At 36.2% G+C, this 21,579-nt stretch carries 18 protein-coding genes; 7 read left to right on the forward strand and 11 right to left on the reverse strand.

The window, feature by feature from the left end; translation table 11 throughout:
• Positions 1–20 precede the first annotated feature (20 nt).
• Positions 21–641 (reverse strand): DUF1989 domain-containing protein, encoded by a 621-nt coding sequence (locus HM986_RS07910; protein WP_179334543.1) that lies wholly within the window; start codon positions 639–641, stop codon positions 21–23.
• The gene (gntA, locus tag HM986_RS07915; RefSeq protein WP_179334544.1) at positions 638–1,321 is read right to left on the reverse strand and encodes a guanitoxin biosynthesis heme-dependent pre-guanitoxin N-hydroxylase GntA; all 684 of its coding nucleotides are present in this window, start codon (positions 1,319–1,321) and stop codon (positions 638–640) included. Before gntA ends, HM986_RS07910 begins: the two co-directional genes overlap by 4 nt.
• 214 nt (positions 1,322–1,535) lie before the next feature.
• Here gntA and HM986_RS07920 point away from each other — a divergent pair, with 214 nt between their 5' ends.
• Both HM986_RS07920 and HM986_RS07925 read left to right on the forward strand, forming a co-directional pair.
• A complete protein-coding gene (locus HM986_RS07920) occupies positions 1,536–2,054 on the forward strand; it encodes a DUF421 domain-containing protein (protein ID WP_179334545.1) in 519 nt (172 codons plus the stop codon).
• Positions 2,047–2,610, forward strand: a complete 564-nt coding sequence (locus HM986_RS07925; protein ID WP_179334546.1) for a hypothetical protein — start codon at positions 2,047–2,049, stop codon at positions 2,608–2,610. The genes HM986_RS07920 and HM986_RS07925 overlap by 8 nt, the downstream gene beginning before the upstream one ends.
• A 2-nt stretch (positions 2,611–2,612) precedes the next feature.
• Here HM986_RS07925 and HM986_RS07930 read toward each other — a convergent pair whose 3' ends face one another.
• The 9 genes from HM986_RS07930 to HM986_RS07970 form a co-directional block, all read right to left on the reverse strand.
• On the reverse strand, positions 2,613–2,906 hold the full coding sequence (locus HM986_RS07930; RefSeq protein WP_179334547.1) for a SemiSWEET family sugar transporter: 294 nt from the start codon (positions 2,904–2,906) through the stop codon (positions 2,613–2,615).
• A 128-nt stretch (positions 2,907–3,034) separates the two neighbouring features.
• Positions 3,035–4,282 carry a cation:proton antiporter gene (locus HM986_RS07935; RefSeq protein WP_179334548.1) on the reverse strand — a complete coding sequence of 416 codons (1,248 nt, stop codon included), beginning with the start codon at positions 4,280–4,282 and terminating at the stop codon, positions 3,035–3,037.
• A 16-nt stretch (positions 4,283–4,298) separates the two neighbouring features.
• Positions 4,299–6,431, reverse strand: a complete 2,133-nt coding sequence (locus tag HM986_RS07940) for a catalase (protein WP_179334549.1) — start codon at positions 6,429–6,431, stop codon at positions 4,299–4,301.
• Positions 6,432–6,695: 264 nt separating this feature from the next.
• A complete protein-coding gene (locus HM986_RS07945) occupies positions 6,696–9,209 on the reverse strand; it encodes a PAS domain-containing sensor histidine kinase (RefSeq protein WP_179334550.1) in 2,514 nt (837 codons plus the stop codon).
• The gene (locus HM986_RS07950) at positions 9,178–9,618 is read right to left on the reverse strand and encodes a response regulator (protein ID WP_179334551.1); all 441 of its coding nucleotides are present in this window, start codon (positions 9,616–9,618) and stop codon (positions 9,178–9,180) included. Before HM986_RS07950 ends, HM986_RS07945 begins: the two co-directional genes overlap by 32 nt.
• A gap of 220 nt (positions 9,619–9,838) precedes the next feature.
• A complete protein-coding gene (locus HM986_RS07955; RefSeq protein ID WP_179334552.1) occupies positions 9,839–11,641 on the reverse strand; it encodes an FAD/NAD(P)-binding protein in 1,803 nt (600 codons plus the stop codon).
• Positions 11,642–11,724: 83 nt separating this feature from the next.
• Complete coding sequence (locus HM986_RS07960; RefSeq protein ID WP_179334553.1) at positions 11,725–12,573, reverse strand: SDR family oxidoreductase; 849 nt, start codon at positions 12,571–12,573, stop codon at positions 11,725–11,727.
• A gap of 116 nt (positions 12,574–12,689) precedes the next feature.
• Positions 12,690–13,145: a ferritin-like domain-containing protein gene (locus HM986_RS07965; protein ID WP_179334554.1), complete on the reverse strand. Its 456-nt coding sequence runs from the start codon at positions 13,143–13,145 to the stop codon at positions 12,690–12,692.
• Positions 13,146–13,470: 325 nt separating this feature from the next.
• Positions 13,471–13,827 (reverse strand): hypothetical protein, encoded by a 357-nt coding sequence (locus HM986_RS07970; protein WP_179334555.1) that lies wholly within the window; start codon positions 13,825–13,827, stop codon positions 13,471–13,473.
• Between the two features lie 310 nt (positions 13,828–14,137).
• Between HM986_RS07970 and HM986_RS07975 the strand changes: the two genes are divergently transcribed.
• The 5 genes from HM986_RS07975 (at position 14,138) to HM986_RS07995 (ending at position 21,307) form a co-directional block, all read left to right on the forward strand.
• Positions 14,138–15,793 carry a tetratricopeptide repeat-containing sensor histidine kinase gene (locus HM986_RS07975; protein ID WP_179334556.1) on the forward strand — a complete coding sequence of 552 codons (1,656 nt, stop codon included), beginning with the start codon at positions 14,138–14,140 and terminating at the stop codon, positions 15,791–15,793.
• A 2-nt stretch (positions 15,794–15,795) separates the two neighbouring features.
• Positions 15,796–16,461, forward strand: coding sequence for a DNA-binding response regulator (locus HM986_RS07980; protein ID WP_179334557.1), 666 nt, complete (start codon positions 15,796–15,798; stop codon positions 16,459–16,461).
• Positions 16,462–17,271: 810 nt separating this feature from the next.
• Positions 17,272–18,072, forward strand: a complete 801-nt coding sequence (locus HM986_RS07985; protein ID WP_179334558.1) for a hypothetical protein — start codon at positions 17,272–17,274, stop codon at positions 18,070–18,072.
• Positions 18,073–18,432: 360 nt separating this feature from the next.
• Complete coding sequence (locus tag HM986_RS07990; protein WP_179334559.1) at positions 18,433–19,488, forward strand: endonuclease/exonuclease/phosphatase family protein; 1,056 nt, start codon at positions 18,433–18,435, stop codon at positions 19,486–19,488.
• A 67-nt stretch (positions 19,489–19,555) separates the two neighbouring features.
• The gene (locus HM986_RS07995; protein WP_179334560.1) at positions 19,556–21,307 is read left to right on the forward strand and encodes a hypothetical protein; all 1,752 of its coding nucleotides are present in this window, start codon (positions 19,556–19,558) and stop codon (positions 21,305–21,307) included.
• Positions 21,308–21,579 lie beyond the last annotated feature (272 nt).

Consider the following 21,579-nt stretch of genomic DNA (forward strand, 5'->3'; position numbering starts at 1 on the left):
AGAGTCTGTGCAATTTTACATCAAGATAGTTTTCGCTTTGCATGTTGTGGTTCAGTTTCAATGTAATAGTGTATGGGTTTAAAAGAGCCACCATTGCTATCTTCTGCAGAACAGGCGGTGAGCCCAACCAAAAGATCCATTTGCGCTTGTAAACGAATGTAATCTCCTGCTTTAGATGTGGGTGGATTAACAGATAGTTTTCCACGCGTATCAAACTGCACATTCATAAATAAATTAAAAGCTGTGGGGATATCATCAACCCCTATGCCGTACGGTTTTAAGTGTTGTTGAAAATTGCCTAAACAACTGGGATGCTCTCCTTTATAGTCGTACATTATTTTAAATGTTTCAGGACTACAAGGAGCCAATAGGAAATCGTTCCGTCCATTGGTATCCTCTAAAATATGCATCATCTTCTGTGACCGATTAGACCATAGATTATGACCCTTGGTTAACAACATGCATTCTTCAAAATCTAAGGATTTCCCTGAAGACAATTTTTCTTTGTAATCTTTAGCATTAAATAAAACCATATCACTCACTTGCCCTCCCATGGGGTCAATGACTGTAAGGATATCATCTTTTTTAAGTGTAAAAGCTACTCCAGATTGTTCTTGTATAATATTAATTAGTGGTTTCATATAAATTTAGAGGTGTTATGAAAAGGACATTTCCAAGTGCTATCTACGGCTCTGCCGCTATATTGTTTGGTTTCAGAATCTGTTCCGAAATCTTTTAACACAGGATTAATATGACCTTGTAATTTTTTATCTCGTTTTCTAATACGTTTTTTTACTTTTTTGTAACTGCCCATGGCTCGCAATTGTTCAAATTGAGCATGCAGATTAAATACAATAGTAGGATAGGGGCTTTGACGTGCTAGCCGCGAACTGTTGGGATGAAGCCCTACAATATAAAACGCGTGCCCTTTTAAACTAAAACTAAAATTTGGATCTTCCGGGTTATCACTGACCGAAGCATCCCACTCGCAGTCGTCTAACTCATGCAACTGCTGTAACGTTTGCCATAAGCTGGTTTCAAAATCTAATTCAGACTCATAATGTTCAAAAGGAAACACAGCTAAAAATGATTCAAATGTATTAGATTCAAAATCGTATTGGCTAATGAACGCTTCTATGTCCGTTAATAAGGTATTTAAATCTTCTGTATGCTTTGATGATTTGTAGACATTTAGATGATAATTATCTGTCATAAATAAAGTTTTAGCCATCACGCAAGGATGTTTTTGAGTCAGGATAAAATCATTGTAAGCGTCATTTATAGTTTTATATAATGGAAAGTTTTTTGTGATAGATGTCATAATTACATGGTATTAGTAATAGCGTCTTATCAAAATTAATGGACTGCCTATAGTTTGGTTTCCTCTATTCAAAATATCATTGCCTCAATACATTAAGTTTTTTGGTTGATGGGGATTATAGAATAGAAATGATTTCAGTTAGTCTTATTAGCAATTGAATTAATGGAAGTTTAGGTGAGATTGTAATTTTATATCCTAACCAAACTATTTTATTATGACTTTTCAAGACTTTATATGGCTAGTAGCCTCCGTATTAGGCATATTTGCTATTATCATTCTTATTACTCGAGTATTTGGACTGCGAACATTTGCTAAAATGTCTAGCTTTGATTTCGCATCTACCATTGCTGTCGGATCTGTATTGGCCTCCATTATTCTTAATTCAGATTACTCGCTCTTAAAAGGCGGCGTTGTATTAACCGCTATTATTGGCTTCCAAACCTTGTTTTCGTATTTAGTACGTAAGAATTCATTTTTTAAACGATGGTTTACCAATAAGCCACAAATTATTATGTGGAATGGTAAAATTTTGCACAACCGGCTCAAGGCGTGTAACGTAGGGGAAAGTGACCTAATCGCCAAATTAAGAGAAGCGAATGTGCACGATTTTAATGAAGTAAAGGCTGTTATTTTTGAAAGTACTGGTGATGTGTCCGTCATTCATAACAGTACTGATAAGGACGTTGAGCCAAGACTATTACAAGACGTTGATACCCAAGATTTATATGTTTGATATTTTAGAGGAAAATAAAAATGCCATTTATGGCGGATTAATTGCAACGCTCTTTACAGGTGTTGGTATATTTTTATTAGGAAATGTGTCTGGGTATGAAGCAAAGCACCTACTCAAAGAATCATTAAGCGGACTCAATATGCTGTGTAACACTATTGTTTTAGCATCAGCAACCATTTTAGCCTTGTTGCTTACATTATTGAGTGTGAGTTTCGGTTCTGAGCTATCGTTAAAAGAAATTCATTACAAGCAAGTGCTTAGTATTGCTAGATTTGATGTCATACTATTTATTGCGGCTCTTATTTTATTTCAATTTTTTAATATTCCTATTGTAGAATCAGACAATGTCCCTACAAATTGGTATTCTGTAATCTACTGGGTAACCTTAGGATCTACTTCTATAATCAGTGGTATGATGATTACTGTTATTCTAATGTTATACCGCGCAGTTACTAATCTTATCGCAATTATAGGATTAGGAAGAGATCACCCAATGCTATCAAAAGAGAACGTCAGTGAAGAGATAGAGAATGAAAAGGAAGATTTAAATGCTTAACTTTAATTCGATTTGTGATCACCGATACAAGTCGATTTATTTCTGTCCTGAAACCATACTATTTTTAGCATAATACCATTTAAGATGAATGATATACTATTGGTAATAATAATAGGCCAATCCATCTTTAATATGCCGTAAACAGTCCAAAGGCCTACTCCAAGACATAAAATTACAAACATAGCTGGACTGACATCATCTATTTTCTTTGTGGTCATAGCTTTGTGAATTTGTGGCAATACAGCAATCGTTGTAAATACCCCAGCTGAAATTCCTATTAATTCTTCAAAATTCATACCTCATATTATTTTATACGGCACCTCTAAAAATCACACTTATGAAATGAGCCGTGAGATTAAAACGAGTTTTTATATATCTATTTTTATACATGGGCTATGCTAAGATTTAAGAGCGTGTAGCGTCATCACTCTATTGAAGTCTCATCATCTTCTATAGCGGCCATAGAGCGTTTGGCGGTTAAGCCATGCATTAAAACGGATACTAAAATGACTAAAGCAACAATGGAGAATAATTGATCTGTATTGGTAAACTCGCCGTTTTTTATCGCATAGGTTAAATAAAATACAGAACCTATGCCTTTAATTCCAAAAAAGGAAATCGCCATCTTATGTCTTTTATTTAATTTAGAGCCGTAAAGGGAAATGTAACCTAAAATAGGCCTTATAATTAAGACTAAACAGATACTAAATATTACAATTTCTACTGTAATAAAATTCATGATACCTGCCATCAGTGAACCTCCAAAAAACAACATCCAAAATACAATTAGGAATTTCTCTATGTTCGAAATAAAACTCAAACTAGGATGCCCCGGATTCTCCTCACGCTTTTTATGTTGGTGATAATGCGCAAATAAACCTGCAAAAAAGACACTTAAGAAACCATAAGAATTTAAAACTTCTGCCAGACCGTATGAGATTAGGGTAAGTGACAGCGCCACAAATGCCAAATGAATTCTATGTGTGTTGCCTTTGGAAAGTTTTGTAGTAAAATAACTATAAAGAAAGCCAACAGCTATACCTACAATAACGCCCACTATAGTCTTAAAAAGCACATAGAAAGAGAGCCATTCTAACCAGAGATCAGAATTTAATGTCTCGCTTTTTGACCAAAGAATAGCCAAGTATACAAACGGAAACGCTAACCCATCATTTAATCCTGCTTCTGCAGTGAGGTTGTATTGTGCCCCTAAATTTTTAGAGGATAACGATTGTTTTTTATTCAATTGAATTTCGGAAGCTAAGGCAGGATCTGTAGGAGCTAACACGGCAGCCAATAACAGAGAAAGTGCACCAGAAAAGTCTAAAAGATAATAAGAAACGACAAAAACAAAAGCCATAAATAGGGGCATTGTTATGCCTAACAAACGCATTGGATTGAGCCATTCTCTCCAAGAATAATTTAGTCCAATCTTAAGTCCTGCCACCATCAAACTAATAATAACAACCATCTCAGAAAAACGCAAAGTTAAATCGATTTCCCAGGTCGGATCCGGCCAAGGTAGGGGCACACTCACATAATAAAATAGAGCACCTAAAATAAGTACAGGTATTGTAAAACTAATCTTAAAGCGTTTCAACACTATAGGCAGAAAACTTGCCAATAGTGTCGTTACACCTATAATGAGTAAAACAATAAAATAACCATTCATCATTGACTGTTCTTAGTTAAGCAGGTACCTGAGCTGCAATTTCCATTCTCTCCCAATTTCGGTGTTTTGAAATGGCGTCGATAAATGCTTTGGGTGCCTCATTAATAAACACAGCCTTATCGTCTTTATGATCTGTAACGAAAGTTTTATCTAGTAAATGCTCTCCTTCGTTATCTGCAGCGATAGCTTTACAATGCTTAAATGCCTCGTTTACAAACTTCTTAAATTTGGCTTCTTTTAATAATTTGTCAATAGATTTTTTACCTCCAGGAATATAAACGGCGTCGAACAATACGCTTTCTGTAGTCATTATAGCCGCATCAACTTGGTGTTCCATATTATTGTCACATACTACCGTTCCACCGTGAGGTGCTACTAATTTTACCATAGCATTCTCTTTTTCTAATGCTTTTTTCATAGTGCTATAAGCTTTCATAGAAAAACCGTCGCTAACTAATACCGCAATTTGTCTTGTGGCTATACTGTTAAACTTTGTGTTTGCCTGACTTAACGCCTTGTCTTTATCTAAATAGTTTTTCTTTGTTAGTGGCTGATGTTTTTTAACCTCTGCATCAGCACCAATAGCCTGATTAATGGGATGCTCAATAGTATCAGGAATTTTAAGGCCTAAACCTTCGGCTACTTGTTGCGATAAATCCTTATCGATTTGAGCAATAAGCCATAGCATTCGTTCCTTAATAGGCTTCTGTGTACATTTTCCGAGCTCAAAGGTATAAGCATCAGAAACATGTTGTTTCTCCCAATCGGCTAAACTTCTGTAAAATAGTGCTGGTTGTGAAAAATGATCATTAAAACTTTCACTACGTGTTCTTATTTTCTTGGCATCTACACGTTCTTCGTAAGATGTAAATGCACCTTCGCTCATCTTAGCTAAATGTGGACAGCCACCTCCTAAAGAATTAGGGAAATATGCTGTTTGTCCTTTAGGTATATCCATCTGCATATGGCCATCACGCTGATTATTATGCACCTCTCCAATAGGCCTGTTTATTGGAATTTGATGAAAATTAGGACTACCTAACCGCGACAACTGTGTATCGCGATAAGAGAATAACCGACCCTGTAATAAGGGATCATTGGTAAAATCAATACCAGGAACAATATGGCCTGGTAAGAACGCAACTTGTTCCGTTTCAGCAAAGAAATTTTCTGGATTTCTATTTAACGTCATTTTTCCGATAATTTCAACAGGTACTAATTCCTCGGGAATCAGTTTTGTAGGATCTAGTAAGTCAAATTCAAACTTGTGCTCATCGGCTTCAGCGACTACTTGAATTCCTAATTCCCATTCCGGATATTGTCCAGACTCAATAGCGTCCCATAAATCGCGTCTGTGAAAATCGGCATCCGCACCATTAATTTTTACAGCTTCATCCCAAGTTACAGAATGTACTCCTAAAAGCGGTTTCCAATGGAATTTTACAAAGTGCGATTCTCCGTCTTTATTGATTAATCGAAAGGTGTGTATCCCAAAACCTTCCATCATACGTAAACTCCTTGGAATAGCTCGATCACTCATAGCCCATATATGATTGTGTAAAGTTTCCGTTGAGCGCGAAATAAAATCATAAAAGGTGTCATGAGCAGATGCGGCTTGTGGAATCTCTTTATTTGGTTCAGGTTTTACAGAATGAATTAAATCTGGAAACTTCATCGCATCCTGAATAAAAAATATGGGCATATTATTACCTACCAAATCCCATGTACCTTCTTGAGTATAAAATTTAACAGCAAAGCCGCGAACATCTCGTGCCAAATCGGCTGAGCCTTTTGAGCCTGCCACAGTAGAAAAGCGAGCAAACACAGGTGTAATACGTTTTGTATCTGTGAAAATTCCAGCTTTACTGTAGTTTTCAATACTCTCATAGAGCTCAAAATAACCATGTGCAGCACTGCCTCTGGCATGAACAATACGTTCTGGTATGCGCTCATGGTCAAAATGCGTAATTTTTTCACGTAGTAAAAAATCTTCTAAAAGTGTAGAGCCGCGTTCTCCAGCTTTAAGAGAATTATTGGTGTCGTTAACTTTTAAGCCTTGGTTAGTTGTCATAACTTTACCTTTTGCATCTGTTTCAAATGGCTCTAAATTTTCAGTTTTTTCAGTTTTGGTGGTCTGTTGCTTTGCCATGGTATAAGGTTTAAATGAGTAAATACTATTGCCGTCTAAAATTAATGAACGCTATAAGATTCATTGACTCATCCGCGTAAAACTGTAACCCTATTCATCGGGAAATACGACCATCATTAGAGTATGTCATTGTTTTGAACTGAAAGGAGTTATAAAGGAATGCACTAGTATCGTAAGCATCTTAGAGGTGTAGATACGTTAAGCATATAACTGTCTAGGGAGAGCAAGACAGTCTGACGTTAAAAGAGCTGACGTTATAATGAGTTATAAAACAGGGAGGAATAGCGAAAACTGAGCTCCTTTAAGCGGTTGTGATGACGCTGTAATGGCACCATTATGGTTCTCACATATCCTCTTCACTATGGCTAATCCAATACCTGTGCCTTGATATTCAAACTTACCATGTAGTCTTTTAAAAAGCTCAAAAATCTGATCGGAATGTTCGGGTTGAAAGCCAATGCCATTATCTTTAAATGAAATCTTATAATACATTTGATGGGGCATTAACGTGGGGATATCGGTGTCTTCGCCAGTAATCGTTTCTGTAGTTATTTCAATAGTTGGCTGAAGATTCGGCTGTGCAAATTTTATAGAATTTTCTATAAGATTTTGAAAGACTTGTTTTATTTGAAACGGAATAACCGTTGCTGTACAGAGTTCGTCGTACGTAATTAGTGCATCAGTAGCTTCAATTTTTGAAGTTAGATTCTCTATCACCTGACTCAATAAAACCTTTAAATCAGCGGACTTAAAGTTGACGTCTGTGTCTTTGCTTCTTGAGTATTCTAAAAGATCTTCTATTAAATTACGCATGCGTTGGGCAGAGGCTAATATTTTGGAGACATCCTGAACTCCTTTTTCCGAGAGCTTATTACTTTCACGTTCTAATAAGCGATTTGTAAACATTTGAATTTTTCGGAGAGGCTCTTGCAAATCATGACTAGAAACATAAGCAAAAGCTTCAAGCTCTTCATTAGTTTTTTGAAGGTTTAGCAAGGACTGATATAATTGCTGATTAGCAGCATTCAGGGCATTGGTGCGTTCTTCAACTTCTTGTTCTAAGTCATTAGAAAACTGTTCCAATTTCTTTCGTGCTAAAACACGGTCCGTAACATCAGAACCGGTCACCATAACACCAGAAACCAAACCGTCTAAGTCGTACAAAGGTTGATAATCATAGTCGGAGTAAAACTCTTTAACACCATCATCACTTTCCAAGACGACATAAGATTCATTTTCTGATACTCCAATGCCCGTTCTTATAATTTCCTTAAGTGTTTCAGGGTATTTGGAGCCTTCCAAATCAGGAAATATATCTAATAAATCTTTCCCCAACACCTCATCTTTCTTTTTACGCCAAAAGGTCTCTAATAGCGCATTGTTGGCCATTTCTATATTTAAGTTATCTCCTCTCACAATACTCATAGCAATGGGAGATTGATTTACAAAATTCTTAAATTGCTTTTGGGATTCCTGAAGCTCAAATCGCGCTTTTACCATATCGGAAACCTCATAGGCAACTAAAATCATTTCTACAACCTCATCATCTTTAAGCAAGGGCTGAAAAATAAAATTGAAATATTCTATTTGTGCCACTCCATCGCGTTCTAAGGTAAATGGATATTCAGTGCCAAACTTTGCTTTTTTAGTGCGCTTAACCGCTTCAAAAATGGGAAGAATACTGTCTTTGATTTCCTTTAAAACCTCAAAAAGTGGTTTACCTACGGCTTCTTTATAGCTGCGTTGCCAAATTGATAGTGCCATATCATTGGCCATCTTTACTACAAAATCATCACCATCTAAAACTGTAATGCCAATAGGGGCTGTTTTTACCAATTTACGAAAGCGTTCTTCACTCGCCTTCAGCTCAATCGATGCTTTTTCACGTTGAGTAATGTCTTGCAGAATACCATTAAATCTATAGGCAACTTTATCTTCATTAAACCACGCCCTCCCTATGGCGCGCACAATACGTTCGCGTGCCGTGAGTTTGTTTTTTATTATATAAGTCACATCATATTTTCCACCAGATTCGTAATCACCTAATGAGATTTCAATTTGCTGACGTACCCGTTTTCTATCAGCGGCTACTATGGCAGCTGTGGCATCATCTAAAAAAATCTCACCGTTAGGAGGGAGTCCAAACCAATCTTTTAGACGGTTATTTCCTTTAAATACATGGGTAATAGGATTATAGTCCCAGGTGCCTAAATCGGCTGCGTCAACGGCGAATTCTAATTCATCCTTGCTCGCTTCGATTTTGGCGAGATTAAGTACGCTACTAGTGGTTTCGGTACAGGTGGTAAATACGCCTTCTACTTGTCCTAGTGCATTCGTTACCGGACTATAACTGTACGTCCAGTAGATATCTTCCATTTGTCCATTCCTGTAAAAGGGTACAAGTTGATTTTCGTGCCAAGTGGAAGGGCCTCCATTAAGAACTGAGAAAATTTCAGGACTTATAATATCCCAGATTTCTGCCCAATAAATTTCTGCTTTTTGCCCTAATAGTTCAGGGTGTTTCCCTTCATTGCCTAAGCTGGGTCTGTAGGCATCATTATAAAAACAAATATGATCTGCTCCCCAAAAAAGAAACATCGGGAACTTTGAATTGAGCATAAAGCTCAGTGTGGTCTTTAGACTTGATGGCCAATTTTCAGGTGGCCCAACCGGGCTTTTAGACCAGTCTTTTTGGCGCATAATGTGACCCATTTCACCACCATCATTTAAAAATAATAAGCTTTTATTAGGTGTTGTCATTCGTAATAAAAAAATCATTTTCTTCCTTGTTTCCTATAGCAAGTTGTGGCAATAGGTCTAAGGCCTTTTTAATAAGTTGCTTTAAGTCATTAAAGCTAATAGGTTTTCTAATATAGAAATCTGCACCAGCTGCTTGCAACTGACTAATAGTGTCTGGAATATTAGAGGTAGAGTACATAAAGATGACAAGTGCATCGTAATTAGTATTAGATCTCAATCGCTCTAAACATTTAGGACCATCTATAATGGGCATATTTATATCTAAAAACAGAGCATGAGGCAGTGTCGTACAAGTCTCTAAATAATTTAGAGCTTCTAACCCATTGTTTAAACTTTTAAAACTGATGTCCTCGTTGAGTTCTTCTATGGCTTCTTCAAAGAACAATCTATCGTCTTCATCATCATCAACTAATAGAATACTAGTCATCATATATTTGGTTAGGATTAACAGGTATCCAATATACAAATAAATAATATATTACAAATTAAATGCATCAAGATATTTTGGTTTAGAGCTAAGGTAATTTGCAGTTTTTATTTATATGCTTCACTATCTTAGAATTAGATTGTAAAAGCTGTTTTGAGTATACATTGTGGTAGGCTCGTTAAGTATTAAAATAACTAAACGTTCAATTTATTGTTCGTATTTAGAGCTTATCTTCGGTCTTATAAGTTTGGGTAATCGTTTCCATAGCCACGGGTTTAACGTTCTGCAACTTTGAATTTATTAAAGCCTTAACGGCAATAAGACTTGTTGCACTACAGGCTTGCAATCCATAAGAATAAGGTCTCAGTCCATAAATGTGATTAAATGCTAAATCTTGAATAAGCTTTGAAGCTGTGCCATCGGCATTGAGGCATCGGTACGCACCATCTATCGCTATACCTCCTAACTTAAGATACAATTCTCCCTTCTCAGATAGGGTAGACGCGTTGGGAATTGAAGGGGGTAGCTCCGTTTTATGGGTAGAGGTAATAAACTTGGCTTTTGCCCTCGAAATAACCCCTGCTTTCCTTAAGGATTCAAAAGGGAAATCATCAAAGCTAATCGAATCGTTACCAGAGGAGTTAATAAATAAGGGGTAGTTTTTTGTACTTATAGTGCCATTAGTATCCTTGATCGTAATTTCAGTTCCTGCAGCATTTTTAGTTGTAATAGTAACTTTTCCTTTAATAAGTTCTATGCAGTTAGACTCATAAAGTGCCAGTAGAATTTCGGCTGATTGTAAAGGCAGTGCAGCGATTACATTCATTAAAAAGGGCTTAATTTCAGTATTGAAAAAAAGATGATCTTCCGCTGTAAACAAATCAGTATGAAAATTTAGACTATACATTAAATCATCTAATGTTTCCATCCAATGAATAGGTTGATCGCGTTTTAACAAGGTATCAGATAATTCTAATTCTTTGCGCATACCATCAAAAGAATCGAGGTACTCGTGCTTTTTTGCCATAGTATCTATTAACTGTTTAAAATCGAAACTTTTAGATGTCAACAGTGGTATAACATCTTTTAAATTGTCTTTCTTTAAAGCGTTTAGTAAGGCAGGTCTACAGATCTTATCAAAGTAAGTAGGTATAAAAAGCGCATCCGTTTCACCCTTAAGATGTAATAAGGTTTCGCGTGTCGTATGCCTATACATTTCTCTAAGAGGCCGTTCTTGCTCGTATTGTAAATGCGGCAACCAACCGTTAGCATCATGTAGTGTAATTTTAAAACCAGCGGCTTCAGGGTTTAATTTATAAGTAAGCGTATTATTTTTACGATTAAATGTACCGTGACGATGCGCTAAGGATGTCACCACATCAAAGGCGCTAAGGGAAGCTCCTAAAACCCCAATATTAAAATTATAATAATTGTTAGACTTATTAAGTAGTTTAGAGATGGGCCAAGGGGAGTCGTAATATCCAGATTCTGAATGGTCTTTGTTTTCCCAATGGTGCCCGGTTGCAATAATTAACTTGTTACATTTAAAACGATGCGATTCGGTGATAACTTCAACTGTGGTATGACTACTCGTTTTAATATCAATAACGTTGTGGTTGCGATAGGTTGCAATGGTAAACCCTTTACGCCTTAAGCTTTGAATCAAAAGTTTTAGCTGAGCTCTAAAATAAGCTCCTAGTGCAATACGACTATACACTTCAGTAGCTTTGATTGGAAATTCAACAACATTCAAATCCTTTAAATAGTCACGATCTTGTGCACTTAACCAATTAGCTAGTGTTTGAGGTAATTCAGGAATCTCTTCAGATGAAATATTAGATAAATTATATTTATCGGTAAACTCAGGATTAAAAGGCATGCCATAACCCATTTTAGACTGTTTTTCAAATATTGAAATCAGATGAAATGCGTTACGGACGGCCTCAGAATTGTTGAGAATATGCTGCAGTGTATATATGGCGGTAGGACCCGAACCTATGATTGCTAATGTGGAAGTGTTCATAATACAAAAGTCTTATGTGTGGTTAAATGTTCTAATGCGAACATATGATTTGGCCGTTTATACGTTGTAGTAAGGGGGCGAGCTTAGCTGCCTATAATTTCACCTCCATTAATATGTATAAATTGTCCTGTGATATAACTGGCGTCTTTAGAGGCCAAAAACACATAGGCTGGTGCGACTTCACTAGGCTGGCCTGCGCGTCCTAATGGAGTGTCTTTTCCGAAATCACTAACATCATCAAATGAGGCCGGAATTAAAGGTGTCCAGATAGGACCAGGCGCAACGCCATTCACTCTAATTTTAGCGTCTGCCAATTGCTTAGATAAGGATCTCGTAAAACTCACAATGGCGCCTTTTGTACTGGCATAATCCACTAAATGATTGCTGCCTCTATAGGCGGTAACAGAACTGGTATTAATAATACAATCGTTTTCTTTTAAATGTTCTAAAGCTATTTTAGACAAATAAAAATAAGGGTATATATTGGTCTTAAAAGTGGTGTCAAAATCTTCCATTGAAATATCTGTAATCGTATCTTTAGGAAACTGCACAGCAGCATTATTGACCAGTATATTAAGTTTTCCAAATTTACTGAGGCAGGCTTCAACAGCCTTTTGGCAAGCATCCGTATGTTGTAAATCTGCCTTTAATATGAGGCAAGTTTGCCCTTCACGTTCTACCAAACGCTGCGTTTCTTGCGCATCTTCGGTCTCAGAAAGATAAATAATAGCAACATCGGCACCTTCGCGTGCAAAGTGCACAGCAATACTTCTGCCAATACCGCTATCTCCACCAGTAATAAGCGCAACGCTGTCTTTTAATTTATCACTGCCTTTGTAATCCTCACGGATCACTTCTGGTTCTGGAGTCATCTTATGTTGTTTTCCAGGTAATTCTTGGTCTTGATTTGGAAATGTCTTAGGTGTAGTCATAATAATAGGTTTAATGCGGTGTTATGTACGGATTATCAATTGGTATAATGTAGAAAAAGGGCTGATGCACAGCTAGTGCACACCAAACCCTTTAAATTATTTTTAACGACATACGGCTAGTACTGAATGCCTTCTAGGTAATCGACTTTATTATAACTCGCCTGTACCTCAGCTTTTTGAGTTAACAATAAACCGCGCACCGTGGGGTTTAACTCGTAATTGTTTAGAATATCATCATAATCTTCAATGGCTTGTTTTTCGCCATTCCGTACTTCTTCTAGCATTGATTCATCGTTATCCATAGAAAAGAATGCTTTGGTATCTATCCAAGTTCTATGCAATGAACCAGACCAACTGCCATCGCGTTGTGTGATCTCCATACCGCTTTCTCGAAGCGTGGTGGTTAATTCATTGACGTAACGACTTCGTACACGTGCCTTATTCAGGAAAAACGTTTTTAATCTTGGATTATCAGTATGTTCTGCTACTTTTTTAAATCCTTTTTCAGCATCGTAAGCTTTCTCGATGAGGTCATTCAATTTTTCTTCTGTTTTCTTATCAAATAGTGCCATAATTATAAGGTTTTAGTACAGTGTTATACTGTTGGTACACCACTGTAAGTGTTATTTTATAGTCTAAAATTAATTATAACAATTCATGCTTATTAATCGAATTACACAATTTTTTTGCTCAATTGATTAGTTTTAAATAAACTAAATATCAAAGCAATATGTTTTCTAAGTGTCTCTAAAAGAAGATATAGACGCGCGTTTATCTAGGTGTCTTTCTCTGTTAGAATATCTAAGCTAACTTAGAGGGTATCGTTTATAATACCAATGACCTCAGAAGCTGTTCAGCTATAGTGTAATTAGATACACTAAGTTGCCAAACATAGGATTAGTCCATATTTAAAATACTATCATCATGGCTCTTATTCTTTTCAGGAATGGCCTCAATAAATTCATGGATATCTAAATCGGCAGCAGGGCCGTAAGCATTAAGGATGGTTCCTTTTTTATCATTTTTGGTAGTCATCACATAGAGGATAGATTGATCAGAGGGATCGCTCATACCTTCGTAACGGTGTTCAGCAACAATAAAAACCTCTTCAGGACTATAAGTGGTGTCTTCACCTGAGGCGATTAGCTTTTGGTCTTCTACTCTAAAGTTATGGTTGTAGCCTTTTTTCTGGTAGGCCTTCAAAAAGTCTAACTCATGCTTTGCGTTCGGGTCACTATATTCTAGATGTTTCATAATAATTTGATTTTTAGTATTATACCTTCGAAAATAAGTCTTATAAGACAGATGGCTTTTCTCATTTGATAGAAATACTAACGCAATACCTATTTCTAGTTAGACTCTGATGATTTGGATAATGATAGCGTAGTTGTGTGCATAGGGTCAGTTTCCATTATCTTTTCACTTCCTTTAAAGCAGGTGTGGGTGGCGTATTCCATTTAATATGAAGCCTTAACATAAACGGTATGACGAGGATGCAAAATGAATCCCCATTACCCACCTTCATAATTAACACTAAGTAATATTTTGTTGTTATTTTAGAGCCATGAAACCAATCTTTAGGTCATTTCTATTTATTTACATTCTGCTGTTAGTAGTATGCACTCACAAGGCATTTGCACAATCACAAAAAGATAGCTTAAACTACTATAGAGCCTTAGCCTTACGGCCACAGAATGCTTCAGATTTATTTAAGTCTCAAAACTATTTTAATACCCTTTATCACAGCGCGGTAAAGCAAGGAGATAGCGGTGACGCCACAAATTATTTATACTATTTAGCGAGTATCGCCTACAAAGAGGGAGAGTACATAAAAAGTGAAGAAACCGCAGTAAAAGCCTTAGGTCTGTTAGATACAATGACGCGTTCAGCCTATACTGAGGCTACCAGAAAAAGTTTCTATAATCTGTTGGGCTTAATGTATGCAGAGCAACAGAATAAGCCCAAAGCTATAGAGTTATATAACAACGCTTTTAAGATGGCTGAGTCTGCATCCGACAGTGCTAAGATTTATAATAATTTATCCCTTGTACATCTAAATTTTAATGATTTAACCAGTGCCGAAACAGACATACTAAAAGCCTATCACTTGTTACCACGCATACCCGATACCATTACACAGGCACTTATTTTAGATAATTATGGCGTTATCGCATCGCGTTTAAATCATGCCAATGGGTTGACTCTAATGACTAAAGCCTTAGAATTAAGACAGTCCCAAAAAGACAGTTCTACCATCTACACCAGTTATTCGCATTTAGCAGCGTATTATTACCGCATACATAACACAGATACTTCTAAATTATACGCGTTAAAATCCCTTCAACTTGCCAAATCTCTCAATTCAGCCTCTTATAAAAACAAGGCGTTAAGCTTGTTAGTAAAGCTAAGTGATGATCCTTTAGCCAGAGCTTATAAACAGTTAAACGATAGTCTTTATGCTGCGACACAAGAAAGTTTAAATCAATTTGCGTTCCTTAAATATGATAATTCCGAATACAAAAGAGCAGCTTTAGAAAGTCAACTTGAAAAAGAAAAGCAAGAGTCTAAAACCATCTACGCCCTTTTAATAGCATCCTTTATAGCCTTAGTCTCGGTGTTTTTGTATTTTATATTAAGAGCACGGCATAGAAAAGAAAAATTACAACAAGTGTTTCTTACAGAATCGCGCATCTCTAAAGAGATTCACGATGAGATTGCCAGCGATGTTTTTCAGGTCATGACTAGGCTAGAAAATAAAGCTTTAAAACATAAGGTTCTTAAAAATGAGCTACACAATTTATACCACAAAACAAGAGATATTTCTAAAAAGCATAGTGTTTTAAATGCCGACTATCCGTTTGTAGAGTACTTAGAAGAATTATTAGAAAGCTATAATGATATGCAGACCAATGTGATCATTAAGGGACTTTCCGGCATCGCTTGGGATACCATTCCGCAGTTAAAACAGCTTACACTATACCGCGTTTTACAAGAGTTATTAATCAATATGAAAAAACATAGTGGTGCGTCTATTGTGGTTATAATGTTTATAAAAGACAATAAAGGCATTCAGGTTAATTACAGTGATAATGGAGTAGGAACGACGTTAAAAAAACGAAATGGACTGCAGAATACGGAAAACCGTATTCAATCTATAAACGGAAGTATTACTTTTGAAACCAATCTAGATAAAGGGTTTAAAGCCAAAATAACGCTGTAACAATGTTTAAGAACGTTTTAATTAATGAAGACCATGATGCTGTTCTTGCTAATATCACTAAGATATTAGGTGAATTGCACGTGGAATCGATTGAGAAATCGCAATACTGTGATGAAGCGTATTTAAAACTAAAAAAAGGAGTTTTAGATGCTCACCCTTTCGATTTACTCATTACAGACCTCTCCTTTAAGCAAGATCATAGAGATACAACCCTTGTATCGGGTGAGATGCTTATAGAGAAGTTACGCGAAGAATTTCCAGATTTGCCCATTATAGTGTATTCTATGAAAGATCAGCTTCAAAAGATTAGAAGCTTGCTTAATACCTATCATATTAATGGCTATGTTTGTAAAGATCGAAAAGGTAGTATTGAACTGGCAGCGGCAATAGAAGCGGTGGCTGATAATGCAATTTATGTCTCACCACAAGTAGCAAAGGCGCTGAGCCCTAAGTCGCAATTAGAAATAGACGATTATGATATTAGGTTATTAAAAATGATATCGCAAGGTCAGTCTCAAGATGACATTAGCAGTAATCTTAAGTTATATGGTATTACACCTAATAGCTTAAGCACTATTGAAAAACGATTAAATAAATTGCGCGAGCAGTTTAAAGCTAATAATGCTATACATTTGGTAGCGATAACCAAAGATTTAGGAGTTATATAATACAACACTATATACAGTACAGCCCTGCACTTATCGTAATTAAATATTTTAGGGAATACTATAATCGTAAGTGCATGTGGTGATAAAAGGCAATTAGAAATAATTGCCTTTTTGTGTTTTTCATATTTTCTGGGGCTTCTTGGCCTGTTTTCTTTTTATCTATAGAACCTAGATTAGAATATTCTACCTGCTTAATTTATGACACCATTTTTGACTTGTAGGAAAAAACTATAGCTAACCCGCTTATGACCCGCTTATGACCCGCTTATGATGCGCTTATGATGCGCTTATGATGCGCTTGTGGTTTTTTGGTGATGGTTTGAAGTGCAACGCGCAAAGTGCAAAATGCAAAGTGAAGAGTGAAGTGTAGAGTGTGGGGTTTGAAGTGGTAGTGTGAAGCTTGATGCTTGATGAGTGCCGTGTTAGGGGTGTTTAAGTTGTTGTTATTTAGTGCTTTGTGGTTTTGTTGAGCGGCTGGTATGCATTTTTATGAAATTCTCAAAGGTTATTCGGGTTTGGGTGATAATTTTTCAAAAAAGGTTTCAAAACAGGCTATTGAAATAGAAAATTTTCTGAAAATCTTAAGTTTTATTGAAAATACTTGAAAATGAGTTGGTTACGATTTAAAATATTTTATATATGTTTGGTAAACAGTTGGTTAGTGGATTGTGAATTCGCTTACTAATAATTACCGGTATTGTTTGCAACTGTAATCCCTCATCTATCGTATGTTCAAATGGTTTGAACAACGTTAACCAGATTGGTTGGGCTTGATGCCATAAAGTTCTACCTATCATAAATCTTAATATTATGGCCAAGAATAATTCTTTTATCAGATTAGAAGGTACCTTAGATGGGTTAACCTTTTACAGAAAGAACGGTGAGTCTTTTGTAAAGACTAAAAACCGTGTTAGCAGGAATCGTATAATGAACGATCCTGAGTACATTAGAACCCGTGAGAACATGCAAGAATTTGGAGGAGCTGCCAAGTGTGGTAAAGCTTTTAGATCTGCATTTGCTTCTATTTCGCGTTTGGTTGCTGACTCTTATATCAGTTCTCGTGTTACGGGAAAGTTTAGGGGTATTGTAGGCAATGGAGTAGGCTTGCGTGGTCAACGCTTGTATAATGTAGTTGACAACGTGACGCAATTTATTGGTTTGGATTTTAATATTTCTAAACCATTTGATGCCAATTTTAATGCTCCATCCGACGGACCTGTGATTAATGCGAGTAGAGATAGTGTTACTTGGGATATTCCTGATTTTAACACTGATACTTACGTTAATATTCCAGCAGGTGCTACGCATTTTAAACTTGCTTTAGCGTCTGGTTATATGAGCAATTATGAGTGGGATGTTGCTACCAAAGGCTATGTTCCTGTAGCGGATACACCTAATGGTATCGGTGTTGTGACCTACAGCAATGCTATTGCCATTGGTGGTATGGTTGGAGCTGCTACGAGTTTAACGACGGATCTAACGGCGTTTGCTCCAGTCCCAGTAACGACCGTTCTTCTTGGTGCTACGGCTATTGTCTTTTTTCAGATGGTGAACGGTGAGCTTTATGAGCTTTCGCAAGGTCACAGTATGAAGATTGCTGTTGGGCTTTAGCTTTTGGCTTTTGTTAGCCTTTAGCTTTTAGGTTTTGATTGAATCCCGCATTGGTTTCCTTTGCGGGATTTTTTGTTGGTTGGTTTTGGGCGGATTAGGGATTAGATGATGGGAATATCTTTCCTCTTTAGATGTGAAAAATGCATTATAAAGATGAATATGGTGTTTTATCTTTTTTGTTGTCAGAGGATTAACTATTATTTGTAGTTTTATTACATCCCTTAGATATGGTATCCTTAGCCGTATGAATTTATATCATTCGTTGTTGACAAACGCCAGCAAGTTTACCCAGTACTAGGTATGGTTTGCTGTATATATAATAATTATTTTTATCACTAGTTAACATCATATCAGCGCATTATGTCACTAAAAATTTCAACTTGGAATGTCAAGCACAGTCAGCAACTTATTGAAGACCATCCCTCTGCAGATGTCTTAGAACGGATTGGGCGTGTTAAAGCCATTATTACTCTAATTAATGCCGACATACTATTGGTTGTTGAAGGTCCAAAAGGGGAAGCTAAGATTATTGACTTTTGCGATAAGGTCTTAAATAATACTTGGGTGCCTGTGCTTTTAAAAGGTTCAGATGATGAGGTGGGAGATCGGGATCGGGATTATGGTTACGATATGCGTGGTACGCAATGGGTGTGGTATTTGGTAAAGCCTTCAGTATTATCGCAATGCCGTATACAAGCCGCTACAGTTTGGCATTCTTTTATTGGTGGTGAAAATTGGCAGGTCAATTATTGGGGCCAGTTTGAACGCGATAACCATGAGCATTACCGTCAGCCGCAAGTGTTGATTTATAAATTGGCTAACGGTAAAGAAATTGAATGCATTGGTGTGCATCTTAAATCTAAGATTAATAAAGAACCCATTACTTATGATGCTGAGCAGAACCTCACTGGAGCTTATGTGAACACTGCTTTAAAAGCTCGCGTAAAGCTCGCTACTGAAGCCCGTAATATTCGGCATTATGTTGATGCGAAGTTTAGACAGTTAGAAGCCCCTGCTTTAGTGATTTTAGGAGATTGTAATGATGGGCCTGGACAAGATTATTTTGAGTCTAATTATTTGTTTTTTGACTTGATACAGAATCTGCAAGGCGAAGTTCTTTTAGCCGAAAAGTATTTTAACCACGTGTTGTTTGATGTGGCTAAAGATCTTAGATGGACTGCACGCTATAGAGATCCTATTCTCAAAATTCCAGCCAGTAAAAACCCTTTGCTTATTGATCATATTTTAGTGAGTCAACCTTTGTGCAATGGTCGTTTTCCGTTAAAAGTGAATGCTAAGGCAGGGCAAGTGGAGCATGAGATTTTTGAGCGGGTGAATGCCGATTCTAACAGTAAGACTATTTCTAGCGATCATAGGCCTGTGTCTGTGGTGCTGGAGGATACGGTCATTGTTTAAGCTGCTTATTTAGGTGTGCTTTACTCAACGCTTTTAGTTTGAATTATTAATTAAAACCAACCATATTATGAGAACAAAACTTCTAGGTACTATGCTTATGTGCATCACAGTCTTAATGACATACGCCCAAGACGGACCAAAACTTCAATTAACAGGTAATGACTCCTTCGTTCAAAAAGGAAACATCGATACTGAGATTTTAACTGCCCTCATACAGCAAAAACAAATAGAAATTAAACAGCGTGTGTTTCGCAATACCATTGTTCGTCAATTTAATAATTCTAATTATAAAAAACGCCTCAATAATTTTGCGACATATAATTACCTCTACAACCTAATGGACGAACTCACAAGCGGAAAGAATAAAACGATAATGACTAAAAAAATTGTGGAACGTTCTGCAGAGTTTGCCTTTGTTTATGGATTAACGTTATATGCAGACAAAAGTCAAAACGATTTAACAAAAGTTAAACTAGAAGGCGATGGAGGTACAAAAATTCGTACCGATGAAGTGAAAATTTTTAATATTAGAATGGATATGTGTTTAGATATTCTGCTTAATAGTAACGATGAACTCTTAAAGTCCTTCAAGTTTAAAGAATCTTTAGATAATGAGTACTATAAATCTTGGTACAAGAACGACAATGCTTACCTTAAGGCTATAAAGGCAAATAATGGTGTTGATGAAGCACATTGGGTATCAGAAAGAGTTTTATTAGAAGCGAAGATAACAGCATTTTTAGATTTGGCAAGTCAACTTAAAGATATAGGAAATACTGTGACGACAGCCACTTCTAATCCTTACGCTTTAAGAGAGGAGTTAGATACATTGCTAAACTCCATCTATACATCTTCGGCTGCTGAGCTTAGCAAAGAGCTTAGTAATTTAGAAAATACTTTTGGTTATACTATGGATGCTAAATTAAAGGAAGACATTATCGGTGTTAAAACTTATCTCAATGATAATTCAGAGGTTTTTGTTCAACTATTTAATTTTTATAAGGGTCTAGAAAAATCAAAATTTAAAGAGTTTACAATGACCAAAGCGCAATACAATGCTATGAAATATATTTTATTTGAGTTTATTGATGTAGCAAAAAATCAGTATACTAATAATGACGTGATATCTAATGTCTTAGAGTTTTTATTAGATTACACCATTGTAGAATACGCAGATGAAAATGGGACGTTAATTAGAGAAGATGAAGTGAAACCAAATGTTGCCGAACAAAGAGGTTATTTGTATGTAGATATTGCATCTTTAATTACAGCCATTGATGCTAATTTAGGGTCAATAAAACGCAAAGGTATACTGAATTATGTGAGTCCCTTTTTTAGTATAGGTACTAACTATGCATCATTCGATGGCGGTAATAATTTAGGGTTAGACGCAAATGGTAATACGCAAGACATAAACGATTTGTATTTTGCATCTGAAAAATTAGGAATTAAATGGAAATTATGGAACTGGAAATACACCCATAGCTTTGAAGCTGGTGAATCCTTCAATTACTATGGGTATAGAAAACAAATTTGGCGCAGACCACAACAAGAACCATTGATAAGTGATTTATATATAATGGCTTATGGTTCAGGTTTACTTTATAATTTGGTGGATTTAAAATCTGAGGATGGTTTTGATTACGCCATATTTGGCGCGGGTATTGGGCTAACTTTTTTCAATGGGTTAGCTGTAAATATTGGTTATGCAAGCCCATTAGTAGATAAAAAACTAGATAACGGGTTTGTTAATGTTGGTTTAGATATCCCCATAATAGAATATATAGGAGCCTTATCTAAGAAAACTAGTGATAATTAATGTTTGGGATTTTATGTGCTTTCAGTTGCACAGGCAATGAATTAACATTAATCAATGTTAAAAACCAATTATATTATACAAGCCTTATAAAAACTAATAAAAATTATAGGCACAGTTTTATTATATATGACTTAGGATTTATAAAACAAGCTTCGCTTAACGTTTCAATTCTTTTTTACGGTATACCGTAAGGTCTATAATTTGCTTTGAATTATGTTTGTTAGCCTGTAGGAATCGACATACCATATGCACAATTTTTCTATAGTTTTTAA

The organism is Winogradskyella costae (assembly GCF_013403865.1).
In the GTDB taxonomy this organism is placed as follows: domain Bacteria; phylum Bacteroidota; class Bacteroidia; order Flavobacteriales; family Flavobacteriaceae; genus Winogradskyella; species Winogradskyella costae.